At 62.0% G+C, this 14,365-nt stretch carries 21 protein-coding genes; all 21 read right to left on the minus strand.

The genetic code is table 11. The features are described from left to right. Nucleotides 1-56 precede the first annotated feature (56 nt). Nucleotides 57-1,493, minus strand: a complete 1,437-nt coding sequence (locus CCUG20998_RS17795) for a terminase (protein ID WP_103653865.1) — start codon at nt 1,491-1,493, stop codon at nt 57-59. A 193-nt stretch (nt 1,494-1,686) separates the two neighbouring features. Then, complete coding sequence (locus CCUG20998_RS17800; RefSeq protein WP_103653866.1) at nt 1,687-2,025, minus strand: hypothetical protein; 339 nt, start codon at nt 2,023-2,025, stop codon at nt 1,687-1,689. 341 nt (nt 2,026-2,366) lie between these two features. Continuing rightward, nucleotides 2,367-2,624 (minus strand): hypothetical protein, encoded by a 258-nt coding sequence (locus CCUG20998_RS17805; protein ID WP_240642815.1) that lies wholly within the window; start codon nt 2,622-2,624, stop codon nt 2,367-2,369. 115 nt (nt 2,625-2,739) lie between these two features. Beyond that, on the minus strand, nt 2,740-3,144 hold the full coding sequence (locus CCUG20998_RS17810) for an AAA family ATPase (protein ID WP_103653868.1): 405 nt from the start codon (nt 3,142-3,144) through the stop codon (nt 2,740-2,742). Nucleotides 3,145-3,392: 248 nt separating this feature from the next. Then, complete coding sequence (locus CCUG20998_RS17820; RefSeq protein WP_103653870.1) at nt 3,393-3,647, minus strand: hypothetical protein; 255 nt, start codon at nt 3,645-3,647, stop codon at nt 3,393-3,395. 41 nt (nt 3,648-3,688) lie between these two features. Next, nucleotides 3,689-3,955, minus strand: coding sequence for a hypothetical protein (locus CCUG20998_RS17825; RefSeq protein WP_103653871.1), 267 nt, complete (start codon nt 3,953-3,955; stop codon nt 3,689-3,691). Then, entirely contained in the window at nt 3,955-4,422 is a 468-nt protein-coding gene (locus CCUG20998_RS17830) for a hypothetical protein (RefSeq protein WP_103653872.1), read from the minus strand. Before CCUG20998_RS17830 ends, CCUG20998_RS17825 begins: the two co-directional genes overlap by 1 nt. 613 nt (nt 4,423-5,035) lie before the next feature. Next, a complete protein-coding gene (locus CCUG20998_RS17835; RefSeq protein ID WP_142927426.1) occupies nt 5,036-5,908 on the minus strand; it encodes a hypothetical protein in 873 nt (290 codons plus the stop codon). A gap of 422 nt (nt 5,909-6,330) precedes the next feature. Beyond that, on the minus strand, nt 6,331-6,762 hold the full coding sequence (locus CCUG20998_RS17840; RefSeq protein ID WP_142399646.1) for a hypothetical protein: 432 nt from the start codon (nt 6,760-6,762) through the stop codon (nt 6,331-6,333). A 372-nt stretch (nt 6,763-7,134) separates the two neighbouring features. Next, complete coding sequence (locus tag CCUG20998_RS17850) at nt 7,135-7,569, minus strand: hypothetical protein (protein WP_103653876.1); 435 nt, start codon at nt 7,567-7,569, stop codon at nt 7,135-7,137. Continuing rightward, on the minus strand, nt 7,569-8,090 hold the full coding sequence (locus tag CCUG20998_RS17855; protein WP_153068539.1) for a hypothetical protein: 522 nt from the start codon (nt 8,088-8,090) through the stop codon (nt 7,569-7,571). Before CCUG20998_RS17855 ends, CCUG20998_RS17850 begins: the two co-directional genes overlap by 1 nt. 86 nt (nt 8,091-8,176) lie before the next feature. Next, nucleotides 8,177-8,365, minus strand: coding sequence for a hypothetical protein (locus tag CCUG20998_RS27520; RefSeq protein WP_142399647.1), 189 nt, complete (start codon nt 8,363-8,365; stop codon nt 8,177-8,179). Then, complete coding sequence (locus CCUG20998_RS17860; protein WP_103653878.1) at nt 8,340-8,609, minus strand: hypothetical protein; 270 nt, start codon at nt 8,607-8,609, stop codon at nt 8,340-8,342. The genes CCUG20998_RS27520 and CCUG20998_RS17860 overlap by 26 nt, the downstream gene beginning before the upstream one ends. Further along, complete coding sequence (locus CCUG20998_RS17865; protein ID WP_103653908.1) at nt 8,606-10,165, minus strand: DNA cytosine methyltransferase; 1,560 nt, start codon at nt 10,163-10,165, stop codon at nt 8,606-8,608. Before CCUG20998_RS17865 ends, CCUG20998_RS17860 begins: the two co-directional genes overlap by 4 nt. A gap of 569 nt (nt 10,166-10,734) precedes the next feature. Continuing rightward, on the minus strand, nt 10,735-10,914 hold the full coding sequence (locus CCUG20998_RS17875; protein ID WP_103654771.1) for a hypothetical protein: 180 nt from the start codon (nt 10,912-10,914) through the stop codon (nt 10,735-10,737). Further along, nucleotides 10,907-11,146, minus strand: a complete 240-nt coding sequence (locus CCUG20998_RS17880; RefSeq protein ID WP_103653881.1) for a hypothetical protein — start codon at nt 11,144-11,146, stop codon at nt 10,907-10,909. Before CCUG20998_RS17880 ends, CCUG20998_RS17875 begins: the two co-directional genes overlap by 8 nt. Next, a complete protein-coding gene (locus CCUG20998_RS17885; RefSeq protein WP_103653882.1) occupies nt 11,146-11,511 on the minus strand; it encodes a hypothetical protein in 366 nt (121 codons plus the stop codon). The genes CCUG20998_RS17880 and CCUG20998_RS17885 overlap by 1 nt, the downstream gene beginning before the upstream one ends. Then, the gene (locus CCUG20998_RS27525) at nt 11,508-12,398 is read right to left on the minus strand and encodes a hypothetical protein (protein ID WP_142925996.1); all 891 of its coding nucleotides are present in this window, start codon (nt 12,396-12,398) and stop codon (nt 11,508-11,510) included. Before CCUG20998_RS27525 ends, CCUG20998_RS17885 begins: the two co-directional genes overlap by 4 nt. A gap of 160 nt (nt 12,399-12,558) precedes the next feature. Then, nucleotides 12,559-13,227 (minus strand): DNA-methyltransferase, encoded by a 669-nt coding sequence (locus CCUG20998_RS17895; RefSeq protein WP_103653884.1) that lies wholly within the window; start codon nt 13,225-13,227, stop codon nt 12,559-12,561. Beyond that, nucleotides 13,224-13,595: a DUF4326 domain-containing protein gene (locus CCUG20998_RS17900; RefSeq protein ID WP_406682459.1), complete on the minus strand. Its 372-nt coding sequence runs from the start codon at nt 13,593-13,595 to the stop codon at nt 13,224-13,226. The genes CCUG20998_RS17895 and CCUG20998_RS17900 overlap by 4 nt, the downstream gene beginning before the upstream one ends. Then, nucleotides 13,589-14,212, minus strand: coding sequence for a hypothetical protein (locus CCUG20998_RS27530; protein WP_142399649.1), 624 nt, complete (start codon nt 14,210-14,212; stop codon nt 13,589-13,591). The genes CCUG20998_RS17900 and CCUG20998_RS27530 overlap by 7 nt, the downstream gene beginning before the upstream one ends. Nucleotides 14,213-14,365 lie beyond the last annotated feature (153 nt).

A 14,365-nucleotide genomic window follows, 5' to 3' on the forward strand; every position in this document is an offset into this window, starting at 1 on the left:
GGGGCGGCGGGTAGTTCTTGCTCAGCCAAGCGTCGCCCCTTTCAGGTAGTTGGTGGTCAAAAGGCCATGTTCATCAGGTCTGTCTCGCCCGAGCCGGCGCGGCGGCGATCGGCATGTACGACGACCGGCGCGGCGGGCATCGGCTCAGCGGTGCTGCCAAATTCCAGCAGCGCGCCGTAGGCCAGCGTCGCGCTCACCAGCGCCGCCGCATAGCCGCCGGCCGCGGCCTCGTCCCAGATAAACCCGCCCGCCGGCATGTCTCGGCGCACCGCCGCACTCACGCCGTCGTTGAGCTCCGCTTGGTCGCAGTGTGAGAACTTCCCGGCCCGGGCGCCATTGAGAAATGAGCCGCACCACTGCGACCAGCGGCTGGCGTCGGCCATCTCCGGCTCGACGCCGGCCTTGATCAACTCGGGGGCGATCGCCGCCGCATCGCTGCGCGTCTTGATCGCCACGGCCGCCGGATCCCACGCGGTTACCAGGTCGACGACCGCGCGCACCACCACCGGAGTGGCCGCAACGAGGCTGCCCAACTCCAAGTGTGCCCGGCCCTCTTCGGTCGGCCACGCGGCAGTGATGCGCCAGGTGCCACTCGAGCTATCCAAGTGCAGCCCGATCGTGGGGTTACCGATCAATGTCGGCGCACCCACCACCGCGGTGTCCATTGCTTGCCACACCTCGGCTGTGATCTCGGTGTCCTCTTCGCGCTCAGGTGGCGGATAGTCGCCCCAGCCGCAATAGTCCGCATCGAAAATTGCTCGCTTGACAACCGTTTTCGCCTTCTGCCGCTTGGTGCGGATCTCACGCTCGTTAGTCGCTACCCCGTACGACGGCTGTGCAGCTGCCCACGTCTCGGGGTCGTCGCGCGACATATGCCGAGGCGCGGCGAACAGCTGATAGAACAGGTCCGGGGCCCGGCCGTGCCCCAGCCGGTGCATGTCCGCCAGGCTGTGGCACTTCGGGTGCTTCAGGAATACCGGCGGGGTGCTCAAGTAGATCGTCTGCGGATTCGGCGCCGCCGACTGTGCACCAGTCAGGTCGTTCTCAATGCCAGGGTCCACGTCGTAGGCCTCGTCGATGAACAGGATGTCGAGTTCGGTGACACCACGGCCGAACTCCTGGGACCGCGGCGCGAACTCGGCCACCGCGCCGTTCTTGAGCTCGATCAAGCCGTGGTTGTCGCGCACCGACGGGTTCTTGGCCAGCTGCCGCTTCAGCCTCGGCACCCGGTCGATCACCTTCACCACGCGGGTGAAAACATCCTTGGCTGTCGACCACCGCTGGGCGGTGTAGACGATCTTGTATGGCCGCGCTCGCCCCAGCGCCGGAGCCACGAACAGGTGGAACAGGATCAGCAGAACGACGATGAGCGTCTTGCCCTGTTGGCGAGTGCACTCGATCGCGACGTCGCGATGTGTCCAGATGCGCTCGCCATACTCGTTCGGCGGCTGTAGCGACAGGATTCCCCGCACCGTCGACCACTGCCACGGCATGCAGCGCGTCGGCGTGCTGTACCCCGTCGCCAGGTTGTGCCCGAACTGCGCACACCGGTCACCCTCGGACTCGTCGCCCGGCCAGCGCGATTCAAACGCCGGCTCCTGGCGGCCCTTAAGCCGCGGCCATGAACCGATCCATTCCGGCCGCGGCGGCGGCGCTGAAGGCTTTGGCGAAGATCGGCGCCGGCGCCTAGACGGCGGTGGGGTCGTCTTCGTTGGGGTCATCGTCGATCGCCGCGCGCTGACGCGCGATGTCGGACAGCAGGCGACTTAGCGCGAGAGACTGCTGGCGGCGCTGGACAAGCACGTTGTTCACCACCACCTCCACTGTCTTTGCACCCAGCTTCAACTGCAGCCACACATCCCGATCACCACGCAAAATCGCGTTCAGGTACTCGAGATGATCGGCGGTCACGGCGGCCTGCTCGATCAGAAATGTCAGCGAAAACGGGTAGCCATCCCTGGCTAGCTCTGCGATCAAACGCGCGCCTGCCGAAGGCGTTGCGGCAGTGGACTTTCGCGTGGCCATCTAACGGTGAAATCCGTTGTTATATAACGCATTACGGTGCACGGCGGAACGTGGTGAAATCGCTTGCGCCACAATGCAATACGATTCCGAAAGTCGTTCTGACGCAATAACTTTCACGTGTGTGTAAAAGTCGCGAGGTCGTCCCGTCAAGGGTACCCCCCTGGGGTACGTATTTTTTTGGGGGGGTGGGTTGTGCTGTGCCGCAATGTATTTCGAGCGGTTCGGAGTCATGTCGATAACGAATTGCATTGTACGCCAACGTATCCCATGGACCGAACTATCTGAATCGGAATGCACCACAACACATTTCATACTTTCGAATATCGTTGGTGCACAAGTCATTACGTGAATATCGACGGCCATGGCATGTACAGCTGCTTATCCACCGAGGCCTTATCTCCGAACAGGCGATCCAGCTTCCCCTCACCACGCGCCCTGTTGCACTCACCATGGAGTAGCCGGTCGGGCAGTGGTATCGGCAGGCCTCGACGGATGGCTTCTGACCTGGCCATCATCGAGTGGTCGGCCTGTAGCACGCCGCTGATTGGGTTGGTCGATTCCGGGTCGTAGTCCCAGTTCTTGGTTCGGTCCTTGAACATCGGCTTGCCGCATGGCGGCCAGCTACACGGCGTTCCGTCGGTGTGATTGGCCCGCAGATTCTCGACTGCCTGGCGGTGTCGCCACCCGAGTCCAAGTTCAGTCTGCGTCTTGCGCCTACCCGTGGCCATGCCGCTGGTACCAGTCCTCGATCACCCCGAGCTGACGTGCCGTGCGCCCACCCTCAACGGCACGCCTCATGCACTCGGTCTGGCCAGGGTCGACGGTGACCACCTGCCAGCCCCAGGCTGCGTACTGCTGCAGGCTGCGCTTGCTGGGCATGGCGTGCACCACATAGACGTCACAGGCCACTTCAGCGGCTTCGTTGATGGCGGCTCGGCGTGCGGCCATGGCCACGTCGACCACGTCCTTGGGTTGCTCAGCTGGATCACTCGGCAACCCCGGGCTCAGCGCCTGGACCAGGTCGTCGTAGTCGATGGTGATGTCACCGGGCTTGGCGCGCTCCCGCATCCATGTGGTCTTGCCGGCGGCCGGTGGGCCGGTAATGACGTAGACGGTCACGCCCTGGGCCCTCCTGTCTACAACGCAAAACGCCACCAGCGTTCTCTGGTGGCGTTTCGTAGGTATGGGGGCCTAGTGCTTTCCGGCCCATTTCCGCACGGTCATACGGTCGACGCACAGCGCTCGAGCTACCTCGGCCTCGGCGCGCCCTTGAGCCAGGGCCTCTATCGCTGCGGCCTCTGCCTCTTGAAGGATTCGCTTCTGGGCCAGCCGTGCTTTGATGAGTCTGCGCCCGATCTGTTCTAGCGTCATGGCACCAGAACGACGACCTCGCCGGTGACGAGGTTGTAGCGGGCAAGCAGGGGGCCTTCGTTGAAGTTCTTGGCGTGCTTCCGGTTGAGCAGGTGGGACTCTCCGGTCTTGCGCAGGATCGCCTTGAGTGGCCCGGTCTCGTACTCGGTCAGCTCGCCAGCGTGGTACATGGCGAGGTAGGCGTCGAGGTCCGAGGTGCTCATACCGACGGTCTGGCGGCTACCGGTGCGGGGCTTCAGTGTGGTGCTCATGTAGATTACTCTACACGATAACCATTGGTTTTGTCTAGCGTTTAGGCCGTATCGACGCTGATCGTGAAGCCCGTCGCCCTGGTGATGAGCTCGGTAGTCAGCGGCTGCAGCAGTGGCCCCTCGTCGAGTGCCCGGTGCATGGCCTTGCCCAGCGCCAGTAGCAGTAGCGGCTTCACTGCCGGCGGCAGCGTAGGTAGCGGCCCGTGGTCGGCGTCGGGTGGCGGCGGTAGCTCGGGTGGCGCCTGCCAGCCCTCAATGTCGTCGTCGAGTAGCACGCGGCCCTCAACCTCGACATGTACGTGGGCCATTACCCTTGCGCTCCCTGTGGCCGGTGCCCGCTCGCGCACTCCACGCTCAACTGCTGCATGGCAGCGATGAACTTCGCGCCGAATACCTTGGGCTTGTCGGTGTCGAGGTCGGTGACGTTGACTCTGGCCAGCATGGCACCACAGTTGCAGGTGAGTGCCACGGTGCGCTTGCGCCGCGGTTCCCAGTCGGCGTCGAGCTTGCGCAGCCGGGTCAACTCGGCGGTGTCGACGACACTCTTGCCCTGCTGCTCGAGTAGGTTATCGAGCGCCTCGGCGGTGAGTTTGGCGATATCCGGGTGTGGCAGCCCGGCTTCCTCGGCGAAGTGCTGGGCCATTTCCTTGGGCATGCCGGCTGTGCGGAACGTCGGCAGGGGTAGCGGAAATGCTTTGGTCTTGTCGTCGCCGGGGTGGATGAGCCCGCCGGCGAGCCCTTTAGTCACGATGTCGATGAACGGCTGGTTAGGCACTAGGCGCGCCTCCTGCCAGTGCTTCCGCCATCTTCTGTCCGGCGCGCCGACCTGCGTCCACCATCGGCGCATCCAGGATTGGGTGCGCCTCCCGATAGTGCGCGGCCATCCGATAGGCCAGATCCGGCACGGTTAGCACTGTGCCCGACGATCTAAGCGTGCACGTCACCCCCACGCTACAGCGCGGGCAGGTGACCTGGACAGCTTTGGGCCTGGATAGCACGGCTACTCCTGGGGGTTCGGCTGGTACACGCAAAACGCCGCCAACCAGGCGAAATAGCCAAGGTGAGCGGCGCTGATGGGCGATTTTGGGATGGGCAAATCGCCGGAAGTGTTTCATCGGCAGGTTAGCATACCGAATCACATGCGTGTAGTTACCAGCGAATCTGGGCGATTCACGACATTCGCTCGACTGACGGCAGACTTCCCCGATGCAGTCTCTGGTGTTCCCTTAACGCGTCCTCGGGCATGGTATGACCGAACGCCTCGACTACCTCCCATACCTCATGGTGGGGCAGGAGTTGGACTCGGCAACCGGACCTAGCGCCACGCTCGTCAATCCAGGCTGTCATTTCTGAGTTTCCGCGCCGTAATCGGCACTGTCGATAGCGTTTCACACCTTCACCTTTCCCCTCTTGACAGGGTTCTGCTGAGCCATTTTCCGACGCACCCGGCGCACGTCTCCCACTCGGTATTCCGCGATGTCCTGGTCGCTATGCCGGAAGAATCCGCGCCGGCCATTGGGTCGCATGTAGCGAACCGGTTTGAGGTGACGCTCTCGGCACCACCTGCTGAATTGCTGCCAGCTCACCGGTTCGTCGAGCGCGCCCATAATTCCGGTGTCATAGAGTTCAGGGTTGGCCGCGCGCTGGTTGCCGATCAGTTCCTCGCGTGTTGCGATGCGGTAGTCGATCGAGTTGAGCCAGCGGTTGTAGAGCGCGTCGATGTTGTGCGTTATTCGGCACTGTGAGCAGGTCACCTCGATGGCCTCGCGGCGCGCGTAGAGCATGAGTCCGCAGATTTTGCGGTCAATCCTAGTGTCGCACTGGCCGCAGAACCGCGGGGCCGGCGGCCGGTCGATGGCCCGTTTGATCTTGCGTGCGAGCGCATCGATTTCACGCTTCCACGTCCCGGCGGATTCGTCGCAGGCGATCGCATGCACGTGTACCGCAAGCCACCGCGCCACCTCGGCTGTCGTTGGGCACCAGCCACTAGGCATCCTTCGCCATCCTGGAAGCAGTGGTCCGATAAACCCCTTGTCGGCCATGAGGAACGCTGGCTCCAGGTCCAATCCACGAGATTCCAGCACGTCGTGCACGATGGTGCCCAGCGAGTTACGCGCCGCGCTCAGCAACTCACTTGCCTGGCCTTGTTTAGTCAGCTTTGTCCACCGATCATCGTCGGCCAGTTCACTTTTGGACGTATGCGGCTCGAATGGGTCGGGTAGTTCGTCGCCGCGCTTACGGTGTCCTGTGCCGCCGCCCATGCACGTCTGCCGTGTGACCACGTCGTTGAGAGCCTCGAGTAAGCCGGCTGTCGGACGCCCGCCGGCCTTGGGTCCGCGGGCAAGTGAGATCAACTCGGCGCGCAGCTCGTCGGTACATTGGGCGCATAGGTATAATTCGGTGGGCGCGGTACATGATTGACATTCGATCACCAGCGGCTCAATCCCGCGAGTCGTGGCCAATACCAACTGCGCCCGATATTCAGGCGTCGCACCTTACATTTAGCTCTCATCACACCCCCTGAGATACCAATGCGGATCGATCCGCCCAAACATCCTGTGCGCCAACCACTGTGGGCCGAACAAGCTGCCGAGTAGGCCATCCGCGGTGGACTTCGACGGGAATAAGGTGGCACGGCGGGGTGATCCGCCCGCGATGCCCCGCTGTAGGACTACTCGCCAGCTCACCAGTCATCCCCCTCGCACTCCCCGTCGCGGTGGTAGCCCAGCCGCATCGCCAACGCGTCTGCTACGGCGCGTATCCGGGTGTTGGTTGCGCGGCAGGTGCGGCGGCGCCAGGGGATCTTCGGAACTGGCGAATCTGGATATAGCTCAGAGTCGAGAGCCCTCAATACGGTCTTTCCGTCAACCACAACTCGCCAACCTGGTGGATGAAAGTTGGTAATTTCAATCGCCTTGCCGACTTCTCGCGGGACCGAAATATTATCCATGGTGGCGAACATTTCACGAATCGACACAGTGGAATCGTCTCGCGCCACCCGAATCTCCGTGCCGGGCTTGATCTTCGGATGTAGTACTCCGCGGACCTGCCGTCCGTTGTGTAGTAGGCGGATGATGCAGTTGATGTCACCGAGCGGGTCGGGTTCGATCGCCACACTGACTCCCCCCGCCGATGTCATACGCAATACGATGTCGTCATACTCGGCGCCGGCTGGGGTTGGGCTGATGATCACTGGTCCGGCCACCTCCCGACGAGAATCTCGGGCCAGCCGCCATCCTCCCAATGTGCGGGGAACACTTCCCAGGTCCAGCGTTGGCCGTCGCGGACAAGGTGGACAAACGTGCGGCCGTCGACAATCTCTGCGCTACACACGCCACCGTCCAGCCTGGTATGCGGTCCGCAAATTATCGATTCTAAATACGATCGGATAACTATCACCAGAGGCTCGATCGGCTTCCTGGTGTCTGCACCGGAGTTGCCAAACCTGCCCCAGTCGCACTCCCAGCCGCCATCGGCTTTTCTGATTTCAACGGAATTCGACATGCTCGCCTGCCTCGATCGCGCGCCCTAGCCCGTCAATAAATTGACGCAGTCGGCCCTTCAGGTAGGGGTCATGCGCAGTGATGCGTTCATACTCGGGTTCCAACTCTTCTAGACGATCCTTGAGTGCTGAGAGATATCCGCGCCGCAGCTTCCCCTCGCAATCGCTGTGCACCAGTAGGTAGAGCACGGAGTCGGTAATGGGAGGATCGTATATGCCTGATGCTTTGACGGTTGGCCCGTTTCGGCCCCAGTGGCCCATGATTTGCCGGTCTGAAACCGAGTCCCAGTCGATATCTAGGCATTGCCTTAGCTCATCACGTGTAGTTGGGAGTTTCGCTGCGCGGGCGACATGTCCGCGGAACTCGGCAAATCTGCTGTAGGCGCCAGACCAGCATCCGTGCGTGGTGGTTAACCCCATTATCCAACAACCTCCATTGATTTCAAGGCTGGCACCTTAGGCCAGTTGATCGACGTTTGCATGGCCCTGACGTTCCGGGGTTCCAGTGGGAAGTGCAGCGAATCCCCCACTCTCCGCGCGCCGATCTCGGCAAGCGTGAGGCCGTCGGCGATATCGTCGTTGGCGATGTGTGCGGCCCACGGCTCCCACGTCTTGCGCACCGCGGCAAGCACCTCGCGCTTGTGCTGGGCGCGCGTGATTTCCTTGCTACTCTTGCCGCCCTTGCCCGTTGCCCATTTGCAGCGGGTGAGGTTGTTGACCACCACCGTGGGCGTCTTCCAGTGCTGCAGCTGGCGCATCAGCTCGACGAATAGCGCGTACCGGTCGTAGGCGTCGCCGCCGGTGTCGAACGTCAGCGGGGCCTCGACCATCGCGAGGTCCGGGCGCCCCTTGGACTCGATGAGCCGCACCACATTCCAGCACTGGCGGGTGATGCGGCTAACGCGGTGGTCCCAGTCCTTGACGTCCGGGGTTGTGCCCACCGATCGCAGTAACACCGGCCGGCCGCCGCGGAGGATGGCGATGCCCGTGCTGGTGAGACTGGGGTCAATGCCGCATACGATGGCCATCAGCGCGGCCCGATCTTGCGCGCGATCCGGGCCTTTTTTGAAAGTATGGCCGCGAATCGATCGACTGTGTCAGGATCCATCGTCCAATTCACAACATTGACGCCGTTATTGTCTTTCACTTCAACGAATACCAGGCCGTCATCGCGTGCGGTGGCGGTGAAATTACCTATCACAAGAGTCAGCCCCATCTGTCGGATCGTTGATTTCTCTTGCCAGTAACTCGATGCAGTCACCGAGCCACACGAGGTGGTCGACGATCACCGACGGCATGCCTTCGGCTTTTGCTGAGCAGTGGACGATGTCGGCCGCGATTTGCACGCCATCGCGCATGCCTGTGGTCCTGGCTGAGAGTATGGCGTCGAGCGCGGCCTGGTGTGCGGCGCCCATGGATTCGTGCATGTGGGAGAGTGTCGGGTCGATGGGTGTGGTCATGCGTCCACCTCGCTAACCGTCAACAACCATCGCAACGCCGCGACCGCTTGTTGCGGTACGACTCCGTTGCCGATGCAGCGGAGTTGGTCGTTGCGGCTGATGCCGTGAACGTCGGTGACCCAGCCGGGGGACCAGCCCATCATCCAAGAACTGAACTCTGGGTTCAGGCGGGGGTTTCCGTTGCGGTTCGGTTCAGTAGGGCAAGGGGCGAGCCTTCCAAGTACTGTCTCCCAACGTCGTATCGCTGCTTCGTAACGTCCCCAATTGATTCCCGAATTCGGCCCACGATGTAGTCTCGGTCCTCCCGCCAGTGCAGCTTCTTGTGGCAACTGCTGCACAGCACGGCTAGGTTCGCCAGTTCGTTGTTCGCCGGATTGCGGTCCTTGTGATGAATATGGAGTTTGTCCGCTGTCCCGCAATCCTCGCAGCGGTCCTTCGCCTTGATCTTCCTGGCTCGCCAGCGGTGACTGTCCGCTTGGATTACTCGCCGACTGTTCGCGCACGCCTGAGAACAATGCGTCCGTTTCAGGAAGACATTCCTGTCCTCGAGTCGACCACTCGCGAATCTCTTGCGTTTCAATTCCGTTCCGCATATTTCGCAGTGTTTTTCTGGATCGTCTTTCTGATGAGGCATCAGCATTTCCTGATAGGTAGTAGTCAATTGATACGAGGGAAGGGTCGTTGCGTTCCCGTTCAGATGGGCAGTCTTCCCGTTGTCCGTCAGATGATTTCGGCGTCGGCAGGAGGTCGCGCACCGTTCCTGGCAGTAGGTCTACAGGTCCAGTACCGCCGATGGCAGCATCAGATCCCCATGCGAGCCGCGCTGATTCGGCCCCCCCTTCGTGCCGTCCGTAGCCCTCGGTGTTGGCAACAGCACCATCGCATCGCATAGCGTCATGCCGCTGTGATGCCGAGAGTCCGGGTTCGTTCGGCCCGCGGTGGCGTTCCGTGAATTCCTCGAGTCCGCCACGGTCGGCGTCGGTAGCAAGGATGAATACCCGGTCTCTACGGTGGGGGGCGCCGACGGCGGCAGCGGAAACAGTCGTCCATTGCGCGTCATACCCGAGGTCGGCCAGGTCGCCGAGTACGGCTCCGAGTGCTCGCAGAACAGGTCCATCTGGCCCGTCTCCCACAGTTGCCTCTGCGGATTCCATTGCGCGATAGGCTTTTGCACTGAGTAACCCCCGGACGTTTTCAATCACCACCAACGGCGGTCGCAGTTCGGCAATCGCGCCGACGTATTGCACCCATAGGCCCGAGCGGGTTCCCGCCTTGATTCCTGCGCGGCGGCCGGCCGCGGACACGTCTTGACAGGGAAATCCCCCACATAGGATGTCCACGGGTTCCACCTGCGCCCAATCAACCGCGGCGACATCACCAAGGTTTGGCACGCCCGGCCAGTGGTGCGCGAGGACTTTGCTTGCCGCTTTGTCGTTTTCGCAGTGCCAGGCGGTGCGGGCGCCGAACACTTGGGCGACGGCACAGTCGAGGGCGCCGGCGCCGGAGAACAGTGAGCCGATTCGTAGTTTCGTGACGTCACGCGGATCGACGGTCATTGCCATGGCCATTCGTCGGGTATCGCGTCGAGGTCGCGGGTGCATTCGGTTCGGCCGTTGACGACACGGCTCTCGGTGCACGTTCCGTCGTGATGGATAGTGAGCACAAGGAAGCTGCCTGAGGATGGAAGACGGGAGACGTAAACGGCCTCAGATCGTTTCTGCGCGTCCGACCCACCCTGGGATATTGGCCACGGGCTGTTCGTGGCCCCCTGTGGCTCCTGGGCGGTCACGATGCACGCCTCAGTTGATACTCGCGGCATTCCGGTCGCACACACAGCAGGCACCGCGTATCACCCCGCCCGTGAGGGTCTGAGCGGTGCGCCAGACGCGTGCGCCCGCAGCGGCAGACGGGAACGATCATGCCGTCACCTCCGTCCGGTGAATCGTCGGCCGATCATCGGTCAGGCGGTGAGAAATGAGCGGGATGCACGTCGGGCACCACCGTGTGATGAACTCTGTCAGCGGATAGGCGGGGGCGTTCGTGGCCCAAAAGTGGCCGCAGCGACGGCATCTGCGGCTGTCGAATCCGCCGCGAGACCAGGCGGTGGGGCACGCGAGATTGGCGCTCACAGCTCACCGCCGTAGTACTCAAGCTCGTGCTCGGCGCCGGTGCGGCACATCATGGCCCGCTGGTAAAAGCCCAGATCTCGGGCGATCTGATACCGGGCTGATATGCCAGGAAAGATCGCGTTGCAGGCGTCGATGTACCTGTTCAGCCTGTCGAGCGAGTCGGATAGATCACTCATCAGCACCCTTGCCTTTCTTGAGCATTTCGCGGATCTGCTGACGTGCAGCCAGCCCTGCTCGCGTGTGGTCCTGGTGGTCGCATACCAGTCCGTTGCGGTATCCGTCGTTGTCGCACAGGTCGCAGGCGAGACGGGATTGCAGGCTCAGATGGTCGGTGTTGACCGTGTCGAGAGTCGCCACTGGGTTGACCCGGTCGTGTTCGCCGCGAGGGTTTTCGGGGTCAACGAGCATTAGTCGAAGTCGGCTTTCACTGCCGCGATTGCCTTGGTGAGGCGTGCCTGGTTGCGCGATTCCAGTGCGATATCCCGGCGGTCCTCGCGGGCTCTCCGATCGAACTCCGATTCGCGCTCGCACCGCTCACGGCGGCATTGTCGAGCTGCCTGAATGATGTCCTTGGGGAGTGGCCTGAATCCAGATCCGTTGTCGCGGTAGGCAATCTTGACGCCTTCCAGGACGTCGGTGTCTGCTAGCCGGTATTCGGCGATCTGTTCAGCCCATGCTTCGACGGTGGCCCGGTTTGGCTGTGGGAACCATGGGTCGTAGGCGGCGCACTTGGCCAGTGCCCGGGCTGCGGTTTGCCGGTAGTCGGTGCTCATTCGATGGCCTCCTGGCGGTTGTGGTTCGGTTTTCCGAGTGACGCCCATCCGGCTACTTTGGCTTCGCCGGCGGTCAGGTCGCCGCTCGGTGCCGCACGAGCATTGCCGCTTCGGCGCTTGATGACATCGGCCGCCAGGGATGCCAGGATGCCGGGGCCTATGCCGGTTTTCGTGGCCCAGTCGCGCAGCGCTTCCTCGACTACCTCGGCGGGCGTGCCGGATTTCAGGAGTTGGCTGGCGTTGAGCCGTAACTGGGTTTGGATCGCCGAGTTGATCTCGGTGGGGATGGTCCGACGGACGAGATCGGCTGCTGGCGTGGCAGCGATCGAATCGCACGCGGTGCTTTGTGTGGATGACTCAGGAACGTAACCAAGTTCTTTATCAGTATTAGTCTTAGTATTAGGGGTGGCAGACGGGGCGCGGACGTCCGTAGGATGTCCGCCCGTTGTCCGCGCGGACATTTTGGAATCGCCGCAGGTAGAACCATTGTCGCCGCTATTACGTTGCGCCTGCCTCTCACTTCTCTTACGCTCTGCCTCCTGTTCGCGGTATGCCTTAACTTCGTCGCGTGAACGTTGGTACTTAACCCACTTCGTAAACTGGATTCCGCCGTCGCGAGCGTCTGTCCAGAGTGGGTCCGGCTGACCATCCGGCCCTAGTGTTAACTTGAGCGCGGAGGTGATTGCCGGTGTGCAGCCGAGTTCTTTTAGTGCCTCGGGACCGACGTAACCATCTTGGAGTTTGTTTGCTGAGTAGGCGCCGCAGAGCGCCCATACGCCCACGGCGGCCGCGCGAATCCGCCGCGGTATAGAACGAACCTCCGGCCCGTCATAGAATCCCAGCGGGACGTTGAAACCGGCCGGCAATCGCCGCTTAGCCACACTCACTCCCCTTCCATGCCGCCGGCAGCCCAAGGATCTAAGGGCCGCACATGCTTTCGGTGGCATTCTTCGCAGCGTGGCCGTCCCGGGCTGTAGCGTTGTTCGCCGCAGTCGATACACAGGCTGGCCCGGTATCGGCGGGCTTGCTCGTCGCGGTCGGGGGCGATCACTGGTGGTCCCCGAAGTCGAAAGCCAACTGGTCGAGGCGTTTAGCGACGATCTCGCAGTAGCGTTCTTCGATTTCGACGCCGATGGCTTTGCGGCCGAGGTTGCGTGCGGCAATAAGCGTCGAGCCGGAGCCTGCGAAGGGGTCGGCAATGACTCCGGGTGGGCACTTGTCTATCAGCCTCTCCAGAAGGGATACTGGCTTCTGGTGTGGATGCTGGCGGGCGTTCGTTCGGTTAGGTGTCGACGTGGAATGCAGTGGCGCGCAGGATATGACATTTGATCCGCGATGCCCGCGAAAACCGGACCCAATGACATAGATTTCCTGATCGGACGGCTTCCAGGGAATTGACAAGTCGCCCATACCCAGGGCGCCTTTGGTGTCCCAGATCAGCCTGGCACGAGTGGCGGCCGGTCGATTAATCCGCCAAGTCCCAAAAACTAACGCGGGCCTTGGGTTCCAGGCAATCAACACGCCATCACGTAGTGAGGTGTCCTCATCGCCAGCGATGCTGGCTGCCAGGCCACTTGGCCGGTCCCGCCCTGATTTATAGGCGATCCCGTATGGCGGGTCGGTCACCAGCACATCGGCTGTCAGCCATTCCGTGATCTCCAAGCTGTCGCCTAGGTAGAGCGTGACCTGGTCGTCTTGGTAGTAGGGCGCGGTCACGGTGCACCACCGACCTGGTTGGCGATTTCGAGCAGCACATCGGCATGACACGGCTGGCCGAGTGGGCACCAGCAGGCAAGGTCATGGCCGGCGAGTTCGCGGCGCACGTCGGCAGATCTCATTGGCACTGGCAATCCCCAGTCGGGTCCGAGCACTAGCGAAAACCAGGCGACGGCCTCACGGCGGTCTCGGGGTGTGATATCCACGCGTGCGAATGTCGGGTAGTAGCGCTCGACAAGCAGAGTCTTGCCTATAGCGAACGGGTTTCCCCACTTGCTCGACCGCGTGACGACGATCGCGTCTGGTGAGATGTCGTGTAGGCGCCAGCCTTTGGTGCGGCGGAGTTGGATGCGGCGCGGGGTCACGATGTACCGCCCTGAATGAGCGTCAGGGCCAGCTTCGGGAGTGTCGGAGGTTCAGCGCCGTCCAGTGGTGTCTCGTAGGGGGCTGCCCACTTATAGAGTGAATTCCAGTCTGAATTGAAGTATTTGCGCAAAACACCGCCTTTGTTGGGGGGTGGTGATGGCTGATCATTTTCGATCCACTGGCGAATGTTCTGTTGGATACGGCAGTCGTCGGCGTGGTTAAGGTGACGCGAGCAGAAGGCGTAGCGGATCGCAACTCCGGTGAGCGGGTCGCGGTCCCAGCCGGATTTGATCGCACGCTTTCCGCAGGGGCCTTCACGTTGAATCATTGGGGCAAGGCAGCCAGTTTCCGCCACGGGTGGTGGTTCGTATCTTGGGATGTCCTTTTGGATAACTCGTCTAATCCACCAGTGCGGGTTCTTGTGTCCGCACATCTGAGCGACGGCATGTAATGTGGATCGATTCTTGATACTTCGGCGGCCAGCAACTTTTCGCTGATAGATCAGCGTGAGCATCAGCACTGCAAAGAGTTTGGAGTCACTATCCAAGTCGGGGTCGTTGCAGACCTCCAATATCTTGGTATGCGACGACATGATCAGCCTCAGGTCCGTACTGCTCACGGTGGTGTCACCGACCTGCGTATCCGGCGCAGTAGGGCATTACGAGGCCGTATGTCTCGTCGGATTGATCATCCATTGTCGGCCGCCTCTGCTGCTGCGGCGGCGGCGAGAAGCGCGGCAGCGAGTGCGCGGGCGTCGGCGGATGACATGAAT

Source organism: Mycobacterium marinum (genome assembly GCF_003391395.1).
GTDB classification, from domain to species: Bacteria; Actinomycetota; Actinomycetes; order Mycobacteriales; family Mycobacteriaceae; genus Mycobacterium; species Mycobacterium marinum.